This is a genomic window from Flavobacterium sp. AC105 (assembly GCF_979258495.1).
Genome location: NZ_OZ409860.1, coordinates 3,742,392 through 3,761,699, shown reverse-complemented (window position 1 = coordinate 3,761,699; position 19,308 = coordinate 3,742,392). Strand labels below are relative to the sequence as shown.

Annotated in this window: 11 protein-coding genes; 9 read left to right on the top strand and 2 right to left on the bottom strand. The window is 32.8% G+C overall.

From position 1 onward, the window contains the following. The first annotated feature begins 29 nt into the window (after positions 1 to 29). The 6 genes from ACZ0AH_RS15465 (at position 30) to ACZ0AH_RS15440 (ending at position 8,405) form a co-directional block, all read left to right on the top strand. On the top strand, positions 30 to 362 hold the full coding sequence (locus tag ACZ0AH_RS15465) for a DUF4834 family protein (protein ID WP_463476693.1): 333 nt from the start codon (positions 30 to 32) through the stop codon (positions 360 to 362). A 51-nt stretch (positions 363 to 413) separates the two neighbouring features. Continuing rightward, positions 414 to 2,861, top strand: a complete 2,448-nt coding sequence (locus ACZ0AH_RS15460) for a YfhO family protein (protein ID WP_463476692.1) — start codon at positions 414 to 416, stop codon at positions 2,859 to 2,861. A gap of 465 nt (positions 2,862 to 3,326) precedes the next feature. Beyond that, a complete protein-coding gene (locus ACZ0AH_RS15455) occupies positions 3,327 to 4,616 on the top strand; it encodes a glycosyltransferase family 4 protein (protein WP_463476691.1) in 1,290 nt (429 codons plus the stop codon). Positions 4,617 to 4,662: 46 nt separating this feature from the next. Next, positions 4,663 to 6,132, top strand: coding sequence for an oligosaccharide flippase family protein (locus ACZ0AH_RS15450; RefSeq protein WP_463476690.1), 1,470 nt, complete (start codon positions 4,663 to 4,665; stop codon positions 6,130 to 6,132). A 95-nt stretch (positions 6,133 to 6,227) separates the two neighbouring features. Next, entirely contained in the window at positions 6,228 to 7,880 is a 1,653-nt protein-coding gene (locus tag ACZ0AH_RS15445) for a mechanosensitive ion channel family protein (RefSeq protein ID WP_463476689.1), read from the top strand. A 183-nt stretch (positions 7,881 to 8,063) separates the two neighbouring features. Then, positions 8,064 to 8,405, top strand: coding sequence for a hypothetical protein (locus tag ACZ0AH_RS15440; RefSeq protein WP_463476688.1), 342 nt, complete (start codon positions 8,064 to 8,066; stop codon positions 8,403 to 8,405). 144 nt (positions 8,406 to 8,549) lie between these two features. On the opposite strand, the gene uvrA is transcribed toward ACZ0AH_RS15440, so the two are convergent. Then, entirely contained in the window at positions 8,550 to 11,345 is a 2,796-nt protein-coding gene (uvrA, locus tag ACZ0AH_RS15435) for an excinuclease ABC subunit UvrA (protein WP_463476687.1), read from the bottom strand. 93 nt (positions 11,346 to 11,438) lie between these two features. Continuing rightward, on the bottom strand, positions 11,439 to 11,600 hold the full coding sequence (locus ACZ0AH_RS15430; RefSeq protein ID WP_463476686.1) for a hypothetical protein: 162 nt from the start codon (positions 11,598 to 11,600) through the stop codon (positions 11,439 to 11,441). A 112-nt stretch (positions 11,601 to 11,712) separates the two neighbouring features. Between ACZ0AH_RS15430 and ACZ0AH_RS15425 the strand changes: the two genes are divergently transcribed. From ACZ0AH_RS15425 to ACZ0AH_RS15415, 3 genes are all read left to right on the top strand, one after another. Continuing rightward, positions 11,713 to 14,514: a triple tyrosine motif-containing protein gene (locus ACZ0AH_RS15425; protein ID WP_463476685.1), complete on the top strand. Its 2,802-nt coding sequence runs from the start codon at positions 11,713 to 11,715 to the stop codon at positions 14,512 to 14,514. A gap of 240 nt (positions 14,515 to 14,754) precedes the next feature. After that, complete coding sequence (locus tag ACZ0AH_RS15420; protein ID WP_463476684.1) at positions 14,755 to 17,793, top strand: SusC/RagA family TonB-linked outer membrane protein; 3,039 nt, start codon at positions 14,755 to 14,757, stop codon at positions 17,791 to 17,793. An 11-nt stretch (positions 17,794 to 17,804) separates the two neighbouring features. Further along, entirely contained in the window at positions 17,805 to 19,298 is a 1,494-nt protein-coding gene (locus tag ACZ0AH_RS15415) for a RagB/SusD family nutrient uptake outer membrane protein (RefSeq protein ID WP_463476683.1), read from the top strand. Positions 19,299 to 19,308 lie beyond the last annotated feature (10 nt).

The following is a 19,308-nucleotide window of genomic DNA, read 5'->3' as shown; positions in this document are numbered from 1 at the left end:
ATTTAAGATTGATATTTTAATTTTAAACAATGGATTTATTAATTTTGGAAAAAAATTATACGATTATGCAAGAAGCATCATTTACAGGTTTAATAAAAGCGATATGCTACATGGTAGCATTTTATTATATTTTTAAATTTTTAGCCAGAATCTTTTTGCCTGTATTGGTAAAAAAAGCAGTTGAAAAAGCAGTTGAAAAAGCAGGAGAAAATTTTTCGAAACAACAACAATATAGTCAGGATAATTCATGGCAAAAAACACGTACAAATAACGATGAGATAATCATCAATACGGCTAATGCAAAAAATCCCCGCGAAACCAAAAAGGTTGGCGATTATGTTGATTACGAAGAAATAGATTAAGTTTGTGTCCTAGATTAGCAGGATTCATCATTTAACCCAAACCAGCCTAAATTGAAAATAGTAAATAAGTTCTATCCGCATGCCCTTGTTATATTGGGCTTTATTCTCGTTTCTTTAATTTATTTTTATCCTGTTTTGCAGGGAAAACAAATCTACCAGTCTGATATTGCTCAATATACCGGAATGGCCAAAGAGCAAAATGATTTTAGAGCAACAGAGCATTCTGAGCCTTATTGGACAAATTCTGGTTTTGGCGGAATGCCAACCTATCAGTTAGGAGCAAATTATCCTAATGACTTTGTGGGACATTTAGACGATATTTTACGTTTTTTACCGCGTCCTGCAGATTATTTATTTTTATACTTCTTAGGTTTTTATGGTTTGCTTTTAGTTTTAAAAACAGATCCATTAAAAGCATTTATCGGAGCAATTGCTTTTGGTTTCTCTACTTATTTAATCATTATTCTTGGTGTTGGTCATAATGCAAAAGCGCACGCAATTGCGTATATGCCGCTTGTTATTGCCGGATTTATAATGGTTTTTCAGAAAAAATATATTTGGGGAGGTTTGCTCACCATGTTTGCGGTTGCGTTAGAAGTTAATGCGAACCACTTTCAAATGACCTATTATTTATTAATTTTCTTATTGATATTGTCAGGTTATTTTGTTTTTAATTTTATAAAAGAAAAAGAATACAAGCCGCTTTTAATTTCGATTGGCGTTTTGGCTGTAGCCGGAATTGTTGCTATTGGTGCAAATGCGACTAATTTAATGGCGACAAGCGAATATGCAAAATACAGTATTCGTGATAAAAGCGAATTGACTTTTAATCCTGACGGATCTAAAAATACAACAACTGCTGCAATGACAACAGACTATATCACAGAATATAGTTACGGAATTGCAGAAAGTCTGAACTTAATTGCTCCAAGAATTTTTGGAGGTTCAAGCCATGAAAATGTAGGTACAGACAGTCGTATGTATTCCTTTATGCTTGAGCAAGGAGTTCCGTCCTCTCAAGCTGCAGATTTTGTTTCAGGAATGCCAACGTATTGGGGAGATCAGCCTATTGTTTCGGCTCCGGCTTATATAGGAGTTGTGGTTTTCTTTTTGGCTGTTTTGGCTTTATTTATTGATGACAGAAAAATAAAATACGTATTTCTTGCAGGAGCATTGTTTACATTAATGCTTTCATGGGGGAAAAACTTCTCTCTTTTAACTGACTTTTTTATCGAATACATTCCAATGTACGATAAATTCAGGGCGGTTTCTTCTATTCAGGTTATTTTAGAATTATGTTTCCCTGTGCTTGCCGTTATGGGATTACAATCGTTTTTTAAAGCCAAAGATGAACCAAAATTACAGCAAAAAGCTTTGGTACAAACAGGAGTTTTTGGTCTTGGGGTTTTGTTAATTTTAGTTTTTGCCAAAAGCATGTTCCATTTTACAGGATCAAGCGATAACTATTTCATGCAAAGTTACGGACCAGCGTTTGTTGATGCTCTAAAAGAAGACAGAATGAGTTTATATTCTGCTGATTTATTGCGTTCAGGCTTTTTCATCGTAATTACTTTTGGCGTTTTGTGGTTGTTTATTAAAAATAAACTGGCTCAAAATACAACATTGATTATTGTTGGTATTTTAATGATTTTCGATTTGTTCTTTGTCGATAAGAGATATGTTTCGGCTAAGGATTTTATAAGTCCGGTAGAAATTGCAGCGCCATTTCAGGAAACACCTGTAGATGCAAAAATTCTGGAAGATAAATCAATTTACCGCGTATTTGACGTACAAGGACAATTGCAGGGAAGATCATCTTATTTTCATAAAACAATTGGAGGATATAGTGCTGTAAGACCCAGAAGAATGCAGCAGCTTATGGATTATCAAGTTATGAAAGGTAATATTGAAGTGCTTAATATGCTAAATGTTAAGTATGTAATCCAGACTGATAAAGAAGGAAAAGAAATTCCTGTAGCAAATCCTGCCGCTAACGGAAATGCATGGTTTGTAAGTTCTGTAAAATTGGTAAACAAGCCGGATGATGTTATGAAAGCTTTAAACCATATTGATACTAAGGAAGTTGCTGTTTTTAATGTTCATGAATATGAAAACAAATTCAACAATGCCCGAATGAAAAAAGCTTGGGATACAACTGGAACGATTAAAGTAATTGAATATAAACCAAACTACATTAAATACGAATCTAATAACGGAAAAGATGGTTTGGCAGTATTCTCTGAAATGTATTATAAAAACGGCTGGAATGCGTATGTTGATGGCAAATTAACAGATCATTTCCCGGTTGATTATGTTTTAAGGGCAATGGAAGTTCCCAGTGGAAAACACACCATTGAATTTAAATTTGAGCCTCAGGTAATTAAAACAGGAGGAACAATTGCTTTGGCAAGTTCTATTGGAATGTTTTTACTTTTGATTGGTGGAATTTATTTTGAGAGAAAAAATCGCAGCGATAATAAAAGTGAATTTAAAGTTTAGATTTTTAAATGCTATCAAAGATTCTAAAAATAATTCTATTTGTCATTTTTGATTTATTAGTATTTATTTTTTGTGGAATTTATATGATGGGCTATGATGATTTTTATGATGAAAGTCAGGGGGAATATTTTAGCCTTTCAAGCATGCAAACCCAATATAAAGTGGTTTGGATTTTCTATAATTTTTGGATTGTTTTAAACTGTTTAATTTTGTTTTATGCCTTATTTGTAATTTTTAAGAAAAGAAGAAATCTAAAATGAATATCAACAAGGCAATTGAATTGAATTCAAAGAATAGTGAACAAATAAGATTCACTGAAATAAAGTCACTTTCTTATCTTGAAAGATTGATGATAATTATTGAAGTTTCTTATACATTGCATACTGTTAATAGCATTCCATTTAAAAAACTATAAAAGTTCAAAATAACTTCTAAATTTGCACTTTAAAAATAAACCCAATTTTCTTGGAACAAAAAAAACTTTTAATCATTACGTATTATTTCCCACCAGCTGGAGGACCAGGTGTTCAGCGCTGGTTGAAATTTGTAAAGTATTTGCCTGAATTTAATATTCAGCCTATTGTTTATGTTCCGGAAAATCCAACTTATCCCATAATTGACGAAGGTTTGGTTAGTCAAATTTCAGATAAAGTAATTGTTCTTAAAACTAAAATTTGGGAACCTTATCAGTTAGCTTCCATTTTTTCTAAGAATAAAACGAAGAAAATAAGTTCAGGAATTTTTCCACAAAAGAAAAAGCAGACATTTTTAGATAAAACCTTTCTTTGGGTTCGCGGCAATCTTTTTATTCCAGATGCGCGTGTTTTTTGGGTAAAACCTTCTGTAGCATATCTTGAAAAATATATTAAAGAAAATAATATAGATACGATTGTAACTTCCGGTCCGCCGCATAGTCTGCATTTAATTGGTTTAGAATTAAAAGAAAAACTAAACGTAAAATGGTTTGCAGATTTTCGTGATCCGTGGACAACAATTGGTTATCACAAAGCATTACGCTTATCTGGTTATGCAGATAAAAAACATAAAAAATTAGAGTATAAAGTACTGAATACGGCTGACACAATTATTGTGACAAGCAAAACAACTAAAACAGAATTTCAGGCCATTACCAATAAACCAATTTCGGTTATTACAAACGGTTATGATATCGAAAATGTCGAAAAACAGACTTTAGACACCAAATTTACTTTGGCGCATATTGGTTCATTTTTATCAGATAGAAACCCTAAATTTTTATGGGAATGTCTGGTTGAATTACTTCAGGAAATTCCGGATTTTAAATTGCATTTAGAAATAAAACTAATAGGCGCCGTAAGTCAGGAAGTTCTGGATTCTGTATCAGAATTTAATCTCAATCAATATTTGAATCTTCTTGGGTATGTTTCACATCACGAAGCAATTGCACATCAAAAAAAGTCGCAGGTTTTACTTTTAATAGAGATAAATTCTGAAGATACGAAAAGCATTATTCCGGGTAAATTGTTTGAATATATGGTCTCAAATCGACCCATAATCGCAATTGGCCCGCAAGGTTCTGATTTTGCAGATATTATAAAAGAAACGAATACAGGAGTATTTTTTGATTATTCTGAAAAAGAGAAACTAAAAAGTGTAATTTTGGGCTTTTATAATCAGTTTTTGGAAGGAAAATTACAGGCTAATGGCGTTGGTTTACAACAATATTCAAGAAAAAACCTCACCAAACAATTAGCACAATTGATTAGCGAATCATAAGATTGCAATAATCTAAAATCAATAATCTAAAATCTAAAATCCACAAATGGGTATTGTTTTAAACCAGTCTTTCAAAAATACAATTATAACTTATATAGGCTTTGCAATAGGAGCTATTAATACACTTTATCTCTATCCAATTTATCTGGGCGCTACTTATTATGCGTTAACAAACTATATACTTTCGGCAGCAAATGTTATTATGCCTTTGTTTGCGATCGGGATGCAAAATACTTTAGTCAAATTCTATTCGCAATATAAAACCGAAGACGAAAGAGAGCAGTTTTTATCTTTTACGGCACTATTTCCGATATTAATGTGTATTCCGTTGGGAATAATAGGAATCTTCTTTTTTGATGATATTACAGCATTTGTAACCAAGAAAAATCCTGTTGTAAAAGAGTTTATGTTTTTAATTCCGTTTATCGGGATTTGTATGGCCTATTTCGAAATATTTTATGCCTGGGCGAGAGTTCATATGCATTCTGTTTTCGGCAATTTCATTAAGGAAGTTGGTCTGAGACTATTTTCGACTGTTGCTTTAGTCGGTTTATATTTTAACTGGATGACACTTATTCAGTTTGTGTATGTTACGGCAGGAATTTATTTTGTAGCTTTTATAGTAACTATGTTCTATGCTTTTTATGTCAAAAAGCCTAAATTTCAAATTAATATTCCGCAGAATGTAAAAGATGTAATGGAATATACTTTTTTCATTATTTTATCAGGAAGTGTTGCCAATTTACTTTTAGACGGAGATAAACTGATGCTGAATCAGTACATGAAAATCGAGAATATTGCCTACTATTCGGTGGCGACTTATATTGCTTTGGTAATTTCAGTTCCAAGTCGTGCGATGCATCAAATTGTATATCCAATTACGGCTAAATTGATGCACGATAATAAGCACGATGAATTGAATTTATTATATAAAAAAACATCAATCAATTTACAAATGGTAGGCGGATTTGTAATGTTGTGCATTTTTGTTAATATCAATCAATTGTATGAATTGGTTCCAAAAGAATACAGTGGCGGAATCTCCGTTGTATTTATGATTGGATTGTCTAAATATTTCGATTTGATTTTAGGAAATAATAATGCCATTATTTTCAATACAAAATACTACCGAATGGTCTTGTATTTAGGATTGCTTTTGGTGTTTTTGACAGTAATATTAAATATGATTTTTATTCCAATTTTTGGAATTAAGGGTTCAGCATTTGCCACACTTTTGTCGATAACCTTGTATAGTTTGGCAAAGTTGCTTTTTGTTGTAAAAAAGCTGCATTTGTACCCTTTTACAAAAGAAACCATTTCTTCAATGCTGTTAACATTTGCTTTGTTTCTGGTGTTTTACTTTTGGGAATTCCCTTTTTATCAGCTAATAAGTATCGCTTTAAAATCTGTTCTGGTTACAATTTTGTACATATATCTAAATTATAGGTTTAATATTTCTCCGGATATAAATAAAGTAATTGACAGTCTATTTAGAAAAATAGGAATCAAAATTTAATACGATTTTATTGAGAAAACAAAAAGTAATGTAAATTCGAAGTATTTTGTTTTTATATTTGTTAGAAAGGATAACTAACTTATTTCTAGCAGCGTATGAAAAAGAAATTAATTTGTTTTTTTGCATTCTTCATCGTTTTGTTTTCTCAAACTGTTTTAGCTCAAACCGAGAATCAGCCAACTATAAAACCGGATGTTAATCAATTAAAATTAAAAGGGTATCCTGTAAGTCCTTTTAAAGATACACTTTTTTATGTTTACAATAAAGTAGGTTCTTTTTCTGCAGAGAACAGGGCAAAAGCAATAACAGAAAAAATCAGAAAACTTTACGAAGATTCTTTTTTTGAAAAAGATTCGATTTCGGTTGTTCCTTCAGATATTTCTCAGGATATTATATATAAGAATGATCTTGTAATCATGTCAGTTTTGGATATTGATGGAAAAGTTGAAAATCAAACTGCGGCTTATATTGCCAATAGAAATTTAGGACAAATAAAAAGAGCTATAATTTATCAGAATGAAAATTATTCAATGCTCCCAAAAAGACTTGGATATACAGCATTGCTGATTTTAATTATTGGACTTATTTTATATTTTGTTGGAAAAGTCTTTAACCGAATAAGATTGTATATTTTAAAAAACAGCGACAAATATTTTAAAGGGTTTAATTATAATAATATCAATATTCTCACGCCACAAAGGCAGCAAATTTTACTGATGCGGTTATTTGGCTTCATAAAATTGATCGTCTTAATCCTGATTGTTTACCTCTCGTTACCACTTTTGTTCAGTATTTTTCCCGCTACAGAAGTTTATACAACAACATTATTACGATGGATTCTAACACCGGCAAAATTAGCCGTAATGGGTTTTGTTGGCTTCTTGCCGAGTTTGGTAACTATAATTGTTATTTTTTTCATTTTTAAATATTCTATAAAAGTAATAAGGTTCTTTTTTGATGAAATTAAAAAAGAAAATATTAAAATTGACGGTTTCTACAGCGATTGGGCGATGCCAACTTTCAACATAATCCGCTTTTTATTGTTGGCTTTTATGGTCGTAATTATTTTTCCGTATCTGCCAGGATCAGATTCTCCAATTTTCAAAGGAGTTTCAGTTTTCGTTGGTGTTTTATTTTCGTTAGGATCTTCAAATGCAATTGCTAATATGGTTGCCGGATTAGTGATTACCTATATGCGTCCGTTTAAGATTGGCGATTTTATTAAAATTGGCGATGTAAGCGGAGAAGTTATTGAAAAAACAGCTTTGGTTACCCGAATAAGAACACCAAAATTTGAAGATATTACAATCCCAAATGCAACAGTTTTATCCAGTACATCGACTAATTATTCAGCAAATACAAAACAGGCTAACAATGGTTTATTGATTCATACCACTGTTACAATTGGTTATGATGTACCTTGGAAGGATATTCATAAAGCTTTGATAGATGCAGCTTTAAAGACCGAAATGGTTGAGCAGACACCGCCGCCATTTGTTCTGCAAACCAGTTTGGATGACTTTTATGTCTCGTATCAGATCAATGTTTATACAAAAGAACCAACCAAACAGCCCAGAATATATTCGTCCTTACATCAAAATATTCAGGATTCATTTAATGCTGCCGGAATCGAGATTATGTCGCCGCATTATAATGCACTGCGTGATGGGAACACAACTACAATTCCTGAAAATTATTTGAACAAAAATTATGAATCTCCAGCTTTTAATATTAAGAATAAAAGTTAAGTTATTGATATTTAGGAGTTAAGTTTTTTAATTTTAACAACCGTTTACTTTGAAGTTTAGTTTATAAAAATTAACTTTATATAAAAATTTAATAATACTTTATTAGTAAATAAGCTAAAAATCACTAAAAGTGGGTATTGTGAAGTTTTATTGTATTGAATAATTTTACAGAAAAAATTATCAATGGGAAGTAGAAGTATTTGGAATAATTTTAAATCAAGGATTATGAAAAACAATCAACTTAGTCCGGAACAAAGCATACAGGTTTTTTCTAATATGATATCGAATAAAGTTCGTAACGGATTTACGTTGGAAGAAAGAAACGATGTATTGCTTTTTGCTGTACTTTCTAAAGGAGGAAAAGTAGTCAACCATAGTTTAAATTTTATGATTTTTTGCTTAACGTTAGGATTGTGGTCATTTGCATGGTTATATCTTACGTTAGAAGCATCAAAACAAAAAAAGATATTGGTTGCTATAGATGAAGATGGATTTCCGTTTGAGGAAAGATGCTTAGTAGCATAAGAGATTAAAAAATCAAATTAAAAAAATTCCAAATTCCAATTGCTATTATCGCATGGAATTTGGAATTTTTTAATTTATAATTATCCCGGGAAGAAACTCTGTAAAAAAAAATATTTCTTTTTTCAGAAGCTCAGAACCTATTTCCTAAAGCTTATCCTTTAAATAAATCCCCGTTACCGATTTCTTTTCTTTGGCAACTTCCTCAGGAGTTCCTACAGCTAATAAGTGTCCGCCGTTTTCTCCGCCTTCAGGGCCTAAATCGATAATCCAGTCGGCACATTTTATCAAATCAAGATTATGTTCAATAACGATTATCGAATGTCCTTTTTCAATTAAAGCATCAAATGAAGCTAATAATTTTTTGATGTCATGAAAGTGTAAACCCGTTGTTGGCTCATCAAAAACAAACAAAGCTTTGTCTTTTGTAGCGCCTTTTACTAAAAACGAAGCTAATTTAATACGTTGTGCTTCTCCGCCTGAAAGCGTAGAAGAAGATTGCCCTAATTGTACATATCCCAAACCAACATCCTGAAGCGGCTGTAATTTCTGTGTAATTTTTGCTTGTTTATTTTTATCGAAAAACGCAATAGCATCATCAATAGTCATCGTTAGAATATCGTTGATGTTTTTATCGTCAAAATTGACTTCTAAAATTTCTTTTTTGAAACGTTTTCCACCACAAGTTTCGCATGGCAGCGAAACATCGGCCATAAATACCATTTCAACGTTTATAGAGCCTTCTCCTTTACAGGTTTCGCATCGGCCACCATCAACATTAAAAGAAAAATGTTTAGCCTGATACCCCCTTATTTTAGATAATTTTTCTTTGGCATATAATTCACGAATATCATCATACGCTTTAATATAAGTTACCGGATTTGAACGAGAACTTCTCCCAATTGGATTTTGATCAACGTATTCAATATGTTTTATTTGCGAAAAAGAACCTTTTATATCGCTAAACTGGCCTGCTTTTTCAGCAGCATTTTCCAGTTTTTTCTGCATGGCAGGAAATAAAATCTTTTTGATTAGCGTACTTTTTCCACTTCCTGAAACTCCTGTAACTACAGTTAAAACATCTAATGGGAACGTAACATTAATATTTTTTAAGTTATTTTCTCTTGCACCAATAATATCAATATGGTTTTTGAATTTTCTTCTTTTCTTTGGAACAGAAATTTCTAAATCTCCATTTAAATATTTTGCCGTTAAAGAATCAGATTTTAGGATTTCTTCATAAGTTCCCTGCGCTACTAAATGACCGCCAAAAGTTCCGGCTTCAGGACCAATATCAATAATCATATCGGCGGCTTTCATGATATCTTCGTCATGTTCTACGACAATAACCGTATTTCCTAAATCACGGAGAGAAAGCAAAACCTTAATTAATCGCTCAGAATCTTTTGGGTGCAAACCAATACTTGGCTCATCGAGAATATACATCGAACCAACCAAACTGCTTCCTAACGAAGTAGCAAGATTTATACGCTGCGATTCTCCTCCTGAAAGTGTTGCCGAATTTCTGTTTAAAGTCAGATAATCCAGACCAACTTCTGTTAAAAATGACAAACGGTTGTTAATTTCAACCATCAAACGTTTGGCGATTTGTTGTTCGTAAACATTTAAATCGATGTTTTTGAAAAAAGTAACCAAATGTTTAATAGGTAAATCAACTAAATCAGAAACTGTTTTACCGTTGATTTTTACGTATGAAGCTTCAACGCGTAAACGTTTTCCGCGGCAAGCGTGACATTTTGTTTTTCCGCGGTAACGGGATAACATGACACGGTTTTGAATTTTATAATTTTTTTCTTCCAGTTCTTTAAAGAAACCATTTAAACCCTGAAAATACTGATTTCCTTTCCAGATTAAATCTTTTTGATCTTCTGAAAGTTCGAAATAGGGTTTATGAATTGGGAAATCAAACTTATAGGCGTGTTTTATCAATTCGTCTTTGTACCAGCTCATGCTTTCGCCTCGCCAAGGATAAATGGCGCTTTCAAAAACCGATAATGATGTATTTGGAACAACCAAATCAGCATCAATACCAATAATATTTCCGTAACCTTCGCAAACCGGACAAGCTCCGTAAGGATTGTTGAAACTGAATAAATGAACGTTAGGTTCCAGAAATGTAATGCCGTCTAATTCAAAATTATTTGAATACGTGAATCTTTTATCGGAGTTTAATTCTTGTAAATAACAAATTCCTTTTCCTTCAAAAAAAGCAGTTTGAACCGCATCAGCCAGACGATTGTAAAACTCTTCTTCATCTTTAACAACAATTCTGTCAATGACCAATAAAATGTCTTTATTGTCTAATTTATGAAGTTCTGTAGGCGTAAATTCATCTAAACGAACCATTTCGTTATCGACTAAAACACGTGCAAAACCTTGCTGTAAAAGTACTTTAAGTTTGTCTTCGAGTTTTCGTCCTTCTTCAAGATGAATAGGCGAAAGCAACATCCATTTACTGTCTAACTCCAGGTTTTTTACATCAGCAACAACATCTGTAACTGTATTTTTTTTAACTTCTTGTCCTGAAATTGGCGAATACGTACGCCCAATTCTGGCGAAAAGCAGTTTAATGTAATCGTAGATTTCAGTAGAAGTTCCAACCGTCGAACGGGCGTTGGTTGTATTTACTTTTTGCTCAATGGCAATTGCCGGCGCAATACCTTTTATGTATTCCACTTTTGGTTTGTCAAGACGTCCCAAAAACTGACGCGCGTACGAAGACAAACTTTCTACATAACGGCGTTGTCCTTCGGCGTATAAAGTGTCAAATGCCAAACTTGATTTTCCTGATCCCGAAAGACCTGTAATAACAACAAGTTTGTTTCTGGGAATTGCAACATCTACATTTTTTAAGTTATGTACTTGTGCTCCTTTAATTATAATATTATGTTTTGGGTCGAGTGTCGAAAGGTCGATTTGCATAAAAAAAGTCAATTTTTACAAAAGTAATCAATTTTGAATTGAGTTCTGTTAATGAGATTGTTCCAAATTTTAACTAATTTCTTAGTACACGGATTAGATTTTTTTTTCGCCACGAATTGCATGAATTTCCACTAATTCTTTTTCGCAAGGAATTACAATAATTTGCCTCAATTCAATTTGTGATAATTTGTGAAATTTGTGGCAAAAAAAAGCGCCAGCCAAAGCAATCATTTTAATGATTTTAATCTGTGGCATGTTTTTTTAATATAGATTTTAGATGTTAAAAATAATTGCGCTCAACTTGTTATTTCAATATAAAATACCCTATTTTAGAACTGTTTTTCCACCAAATTAAACAATTCCAAATTTGAAAACTAAACTTTCTATACTGCTATTTTTGATGGGTTTCCTGCTGTTTTCGCAGGAGTTTCCACCAATTGTTAAATATTCATCGTCTGTTTATGGCGCAGGAAATCAGAGCTGGATGATTTCGCAGGACGATCAAAACTATTTGTATTTTGCCAATAACGACGGACTTTTAGAATATAATGGTACAACGTGGCAATTATATCCGGCTCCAAATGAAACTATTATTCGATCTGTAAAAGTGATTGGGAATAAGGTTTATACAGGTTGTTACATGAATTTTGGCTATTGGACGAGGCAGACAAACGGTAAATTGAAATATACTTCGCTAAGTGACACCATCAAACATAAAATATTAGACGACGAACAATTTTGGAATATTCTGAAATACGATCAATGGATATTATTTCAATCCCTGAACCGAATTTATATTTATGATACCAAAACCGGAAAATTTAAAATTATTGCGCCTAAAAATGGTGTTATAAAGTCGTTTGCGCCAAAAAATGCTATTTATTTCCAAACCATAAAAGAAGGACTTTTTGAAATTGAAAGCGGAAAAGCCAAATTAGTTTCGGATCATCCTATTCTTAAAAAATTTACGATTGTCAATGTTTTTACCACAGATGATGGTTTGCTGATTCAGACCCAATTAGACGGTATTTATAAGTTAGTCGGAAACAGTTTAACTCGTTTTTCAACGGATGTTGATGCCGAATTGAAATCAAGTTTTGTATATAGCAGCCAGCTTCTGCAGGACGGAAGTTTTGCTTTGGGAACAGTTTCTAACGGAATTTTTATTTTATCGGATACCGGAAAACTAAAATATCATATTTCGCAAAGCAAAGGTTTAAGCAATAATACCGCTTTGTCACTTTTTGAAGATAAAGATCAAAATTTATGGGCAGGACTTGATAACGGTATCAATTGTATTAATATTAATTCGCCAGTGCATAGTTTTACAGATGATACGGGCGTTTTAGGAACTGTGTATGCTTCTGCAACTTTTAACGGAATTTTGTATGTGGGAACGAATCAGGGATTATTTTGTAAAAGCATTCAGAGCAATTCAGAATTTAAGTTCATAAACGGAACAAAAGGTCAGGTTTGGTCTTTATTTGTATACGATAATACGCTTTTCTGCGGACATGATTCGGGAACTTTTATTGTTACGAATGATTCCGCCAGAAGTATATTTTCGGCTTCTGGAACCTGGAAATTTGAACAAGTTCCGAATGCGAAAAATCAATTGCTTCAGGGGAATTATTATGGAATTTCGGTTTTGGAAAAAGTAAATAATCAATGGGTTTTTAAAAACAAAATTCAGGGTTTTGGTTATTCGTCCCGTTATTTTGAAATTACAAATAATTTTGAAGTTTATATAAGCCATGAATATAAAGGGATTTTCAGATTGAAATTAGATAAATCTTTAACCAAAACGAATGGTTTTTATGCTTATAAATCTCCACAAAAAGGGAAAAATGCAAGTTTGACCAAATTCAACAATCAAATTTATTACGCTTATAAAGGCGGAATTTTTAAATTAAACCCAACTTCAAAACAATTTGAAAAAGATAATTTACTGAGCTCTATTTTCGAAAAAGACGAGTATACTTCCGGAAAATTAATTGTCGATAATTCGAATAAAATCTGGTTGTTTTCAAAAAATTACATTCATTATTTCTCTGCCAGCAAACTGAGCAATCAATTAAAACAAAATGTAATTCCAATTCCGTCGTCTTTAACCAATTCGATGTTAGGTTTTGAAAATATAACTCAAATTTCGAAATCAACCTATTTAATTGGTACAACCGATGGATATTATACATTGAATATTGATGATTTGAGTTTTAAAAATTATACTGTTTTGATAACGGATATAACTATAAATAAACAAAATGAAACCTTAAAAAATGTTGCAATTCAGGATGAAGGCGAATTTAAATCAACTGAAAACAATATTACATTAAACTATACAGTTCCGGAATACAACAAATATATTAATTCAGAATATCAGTATTCATTAGAAGGTTTTCAGAATGACTGGAGTGAGTGGAGTACAAAAGCAACGGTGAATTTTAAAAACCTGTCGCCGGGAAAATACACATTTAAAGTAAGGGCGAAATATGCAAATACCATTTTACAAAATACGGCTACCTATACATTTGTTGTGTTAAAACCGTGGTATCTAACTAATTTGGCTTGGTTTATATATTTGTCATTAATGTTTGTATTGGCTTATTTTATCAATAAGGCGTATACTAATTATTATAGAAAACAAAAAGAGAAATTAATCGAAGAGAATAATCTTTTGCTTGAAATAAAAGAATTAGAAAATGAGCAGCAATTAATGAAGTTAAGAAACGAACAGCTTTCGCAGGATGTGGATAATAAAAATCGGGAATTGGCAGTTTCTACGATGAGTTTGAACAGCAAAAATGAATTGCTGGCTTTCATTAAAGAAGATTTGAAGAAGACAAATCAAAATGACAGCCTCAACATCAAATCAGTTATTAGTACTATTAATAAAAACATAACCGAAGAGGATTCCTGGAATGTATTCAAAGAAGCATTTGATAGTGCCGATAAGGATTTTCTGAAAAGAATAAAACAGCTTCATCCGCTGTTAACCCCAAATGATTTGCGACTTTGTGCGTATTTACGTCTTAATCTTTCATCGAAAGAAATTGCACCTTTATTCAATATTTCGGTTCGAAGTGTTGAAATAAAAAGGTATCGTTTGCGTAAAAAAATGGATTTGCAGCACGAAAACGGTTTAGTTGAATATATCCTGGCTGTATAGTACAGAAAAAATCAGCTTTAAAAAACTATACATTACCTCAACATTAACGTTTTGTTGTGCTTTTGTAGTGTTTCTGTTAAAAAATTAACATTCTGAATTTGTGATTAAATAGGGATGTTTTTTGAGATATATTGAATATAGTAATATTTTTTTTGTGATGTATGTTTTTTGTTGAGGTTAAAATTATCGTTTTCCTAATCGGATCAGATAAATTTATCTTTCAATAAAAACTAACTAATTATGAAATCTAAATTATTACTAATTGTACTAATGCTGTTTACATCTTATGCGTTTTCGCAGTCTTTTGATGTTAGCGGTACAGTACTGGATGGCTCCGGTTTATCATTACCAGGAGTAAATGTAAAAGTTAAAAGTTCGTCGCAAAGTACAACCACAGACTTCGACGGATCGTTTAAATTATCAGCCGTTCCTAAGGGAACAACAATTGTTTTCAGTTATATAGGTTTTAAAACACAAGAAGTTGTGGTTTCAGGAACCAAAATAACAGTTAAAATGAGCGATGATGCCAAATCGCTTGATGAAGTTGTGGTTATTGGTTACGGTACTCAAAAGAAAAGAGAAGTAACCGGAGCCGTTTCTACAGTAGACAGTAAAACACTTGATCTCTTGAAACCAGCAAGAATCGAGCAAGCTTTACAAGGTACAATGTCAGGGGTAAATGTTACTACACAATCCGGAGCACCGGGCGCGCCATTGGATATTCGTATTCGTGGTATAGCCACAAATGGTGAAAACAGACCAACTACTATTATTGATGGTTATGTGGGAGACTTAGGTTTACTAAATCCTAATGATATTGAAACAATCACCGTTTTAAAAGATGCTCAAGCCGCTATTTACGGAACTATTGGAGCAAACGGAATTATTTTGGTGACAACCAAACAAGGTAAAAAGAATTCAAAAACTAAAGTTTCTTTTAACAGCTATACAGGATTTCAGGAAACATCCAGAAAATTGCCAACGTTAAACGCTACAGAATATGCCCTTTTATTAAACGAAAGTTATGCAAATGGAGGAAAAGCACTTCCTTATCCAAATGCCAGTGGTTTAGGAAATGGTACAAACTGGCAAGATCAGGTTTTTAAAGAAGGAGTTCCTATTATCAGTAATGATTTAACAATTTCCGGAGGTGGTGAAAAAATTGCTTACTCTGTGAGTGGTTCACATTTAGATCAGGAAGGAATTGTTGGTGGAGACAAATCTGGTTTCTTAAGAAACACAGCAAGATTAGGTTTAACGGCAGATTTGAGTGATAAATTCAAATTGAGAACAAACGTTATCTATACTTATTTCACCAGAAATACATTAAATGAAAACGGATTAGGTTCTGTTTTATTTAACGCTTTGAACGTTCCTGCAACACTTAAGCCTTATGATGCTGATGGTAATTTTACTTTAGTACCAAATACAACAGGATTAGGAAACGAGATTATTAATCCGTTAGCGCAAATCGCAAATACTTATAACGATTACAACTATAAAAAACTGAATGGAAATTTTGGTTTGGATTATAAAATCTTCAAAGGATTTGTACTTTCAAGTTCAATTGGTTTTAATACTTCTAACAGCGAATCAAAATCATTTGGTAAACAAATTAGTTATGGCGGAAAAGTTTTTGATGTTCAAAGAAGTTCAGTTACTCAGGGAACTGTAAATGATAACAATTATTCATTTGACTTATATGGAACTTACACAGGGAAACTAGGTGAAAACCACAATTTTGTTGGAACTGTTGGTACAACTATTTTCAAAGAATGGGGTAACGGACTTTCGGCAACTGGTTTTGATGTGCCAAATAACTCATGGGATTTTGCAGATATTTCTTTAACTAAAGGAGTTTCTTCAACTTTAACAAACAGCTCATACGTATACGACCAAAGAAGATTATCTTATTTTGGAAGACTTCAATACGATTACAGCGGAAAATATTTATTATCAGCGATGCTTCGTCGTGATTCCTCTACCAAATTTGGACCAGGAAATAAAGTGGGATATTTTCCATCTTTTACAGGAGGTTGGGTAATTTCGAAAGAAGGTTTCTTTGGAGAATCTAAAGCAATTAGTTTCTTGAAATTAAGAGCGAGTTACGGAACTTTAGGAAATGACCAGATTCCTAATTACGGTTATTTAGGACTTTTAACAGGAGAAGCAACGTATGTTTTTGATGGAACTTTGGTAAACGGAACTGCAACAGGACAAGTGCCAAACCCGGATTTGAAATGGGAAGAAGCAAAGAAATTTGACGTTGGTTTAGATTTCAATTTATTAAACGACAAACTATCTTTTGTAACAGATTATTTTATCGATACCAGAAAAGATTTATTGATTCCTAATATTCCAGTTTCAGGAATTACAGGTATTGGAGCTCCGGGTGCAAGCGCGCCAACATTAAATGCAGGATCGGTTAGAAATTCAGGACTTGAATTTGCAGTTAATTACAAAGAGCAATTTTCTGATTCTTTCTCTTTTACCGTAGGTTACAATGTAACTTTTCTTAAAAATGAAGTGTTAGAAGTAAATAACGGAACTGGTTTTATCGAAGGAGGAGCTTTTGGAGTAGGTCAGCCTGCGCCATCAAGAATGGAAGTAGGAAAACCATTAGGTTATTTCTACGGATATAAAACAGACGGAATCTTTCAAAATCAGGCAGAAGTTGATGCACATCCATCTCAATTGGCTTTAGGTGCAAATGCTGCTCCCGGAGATCTTCGTTATGTTGATGTAAATGGCGATGGTGTAATTGATACGAAAGATAAAACCAATATTGGAGATCCAATTCCGGAAGCTACAATGGGATTCAATTTGCAGTTAAACTACAAAAATGTTGATTTTGCAGTATATACTTTTGCTTCAATTGGCAATGATATGGTTCGTAACTACGAAAGAACATTATCAGATGCAAATCGTTTAGATTATGTGTTAGACAGATGGACAGGAGAAGGTACCAGCAATTTAACACCAAGAGTTACAACAGGAGCAACGGCAAATAATGTTTTCTCCAATTATTTTGTAGAAGATGCTTCGTATTTCAGAATTCAGAATGTTCAGATAGGATATACGCTTAACCCAAACATATCTCAAAGAGCCGGAATTACAAAGTTAAGACTTTATACAGGAGTAAATAACTTGTACACATTTACCAAATATAAAGGTTTTGATCCGGGAGCTTCAAGCGGAGCACCAATTGGAGGAGGAATTGATTACGGATTTTATCCTGTTCCAAGAACCTTTTTATTGGGCTTAAACATTAATTTTTAATTTCAATTAAAATGAAAAAATATTTATTTACAACCATTATAACGCTAGCTCTGTTCTCGACAATTTCTTGTTCAGACGAGTTCGTAGATCCAAAAGTAGAATATTCGATAGATTCTGAAAATTACTTTAACTCTAAAGCAGATTACGATCAGGCCTTAATTGCAGCATATGATTTGCTTCAGTCTTCTTATGTTAATGTTTTATTGGGCGAAATTGCCTCGGATAATACATTGGCCGGAGGAGAAAGCCCAACAGACGTTATTGGTTTTCAACAAATCGACGATATGATTCATACGCAGACAAACAGCAATTTAAGAGATATCTGGAATTGGATGTTTGCAGGAGTTCAAAGAGCCAATTATATTCTTGAATTTAAAGATAAAACCGATTTTGAGGGAAAAACCCAACTACTTGCAGAAACACGTTTTCTAAGAGCATATTACCAGTTTGAGTTAGTTAAATGGTTTGGTGGAATCCCAATGAAAGGAGATGCGCGATTTAAAATTGGAGATGAAAAAACAGTGCCACGTTCATCAGTGGAAGAAGTTTATGCCTCAATTGAAGCAGACTTAATCTATGCATCTGAAAATTTATCTCCAACGGCATCTCAAAAAGGAAGAGTAACAAAAGGAGCAGCTCAGGCTTTATTAGGAAAAGCGTATTTATATCAAAATAAATATACACAAGCCGCAGCGGCACTTGATGCTGTAATAACTTCAGGAAAATATTCATTAGTTTCTGATTATGATTCGATGTTTGAAATGGCAGGAGAAAACGGAGCAGAATCTGTTTTTGAAGTACAATATACAGATGTTGAAGGGGCAGGTTTTGGATGTTTACAATGTAGTGAAGGAAACGTTGGAGTTGGTTTCAATGGAATCAGAAATTTTTCAGGACCACTTTTCTCTTCAGGATATAGTTTCAATATTCCAACTCAGGAATCAGCAGATGCTTTTGAAGTTGGCGACAAACGTAAAGATGTTGCTATTTTGGATATCGCAGCCTTTGCAGCAGCAAATACAGCTTACGATAACGGAAAAGGTGTAACATTTGGAAAAGGAAATGAAGATACAGGTTTCTTTAACAGAAAATATTTACCAAGAAAAAGAAGCTCAGATGCTCAGGGAGATTTGAATTTAACAAACCCAAATAATTACAGAGCAATACGTTATGCAGATGTTTTATTAATGGCGGCAGAAGCGTATAACCGTGGCGGAATTGATGATGGTAAAGCAAGAACATATTTAAATCAGGTAAGAAGACGTGCTTTTGGAGATAATAATCATGACATTTCGGCTTCAGGAGCAGCACTTACAGATTTTATCTGGGCAGAAAGAAGAGTAGAATTATTTGGAGAAGGACATCGTTTCTTTGATTTGGTAAGAACAGGAAAAGCAGCTGGAAAAATACCTGGTTTTACAGCAAATAAAAACGAATTATTTCCACTTCCAATTGAAGAAATTCAATTCGCAAACGGAAACTGGAAACAAAACCCTGGATATTAAAAAAACATTA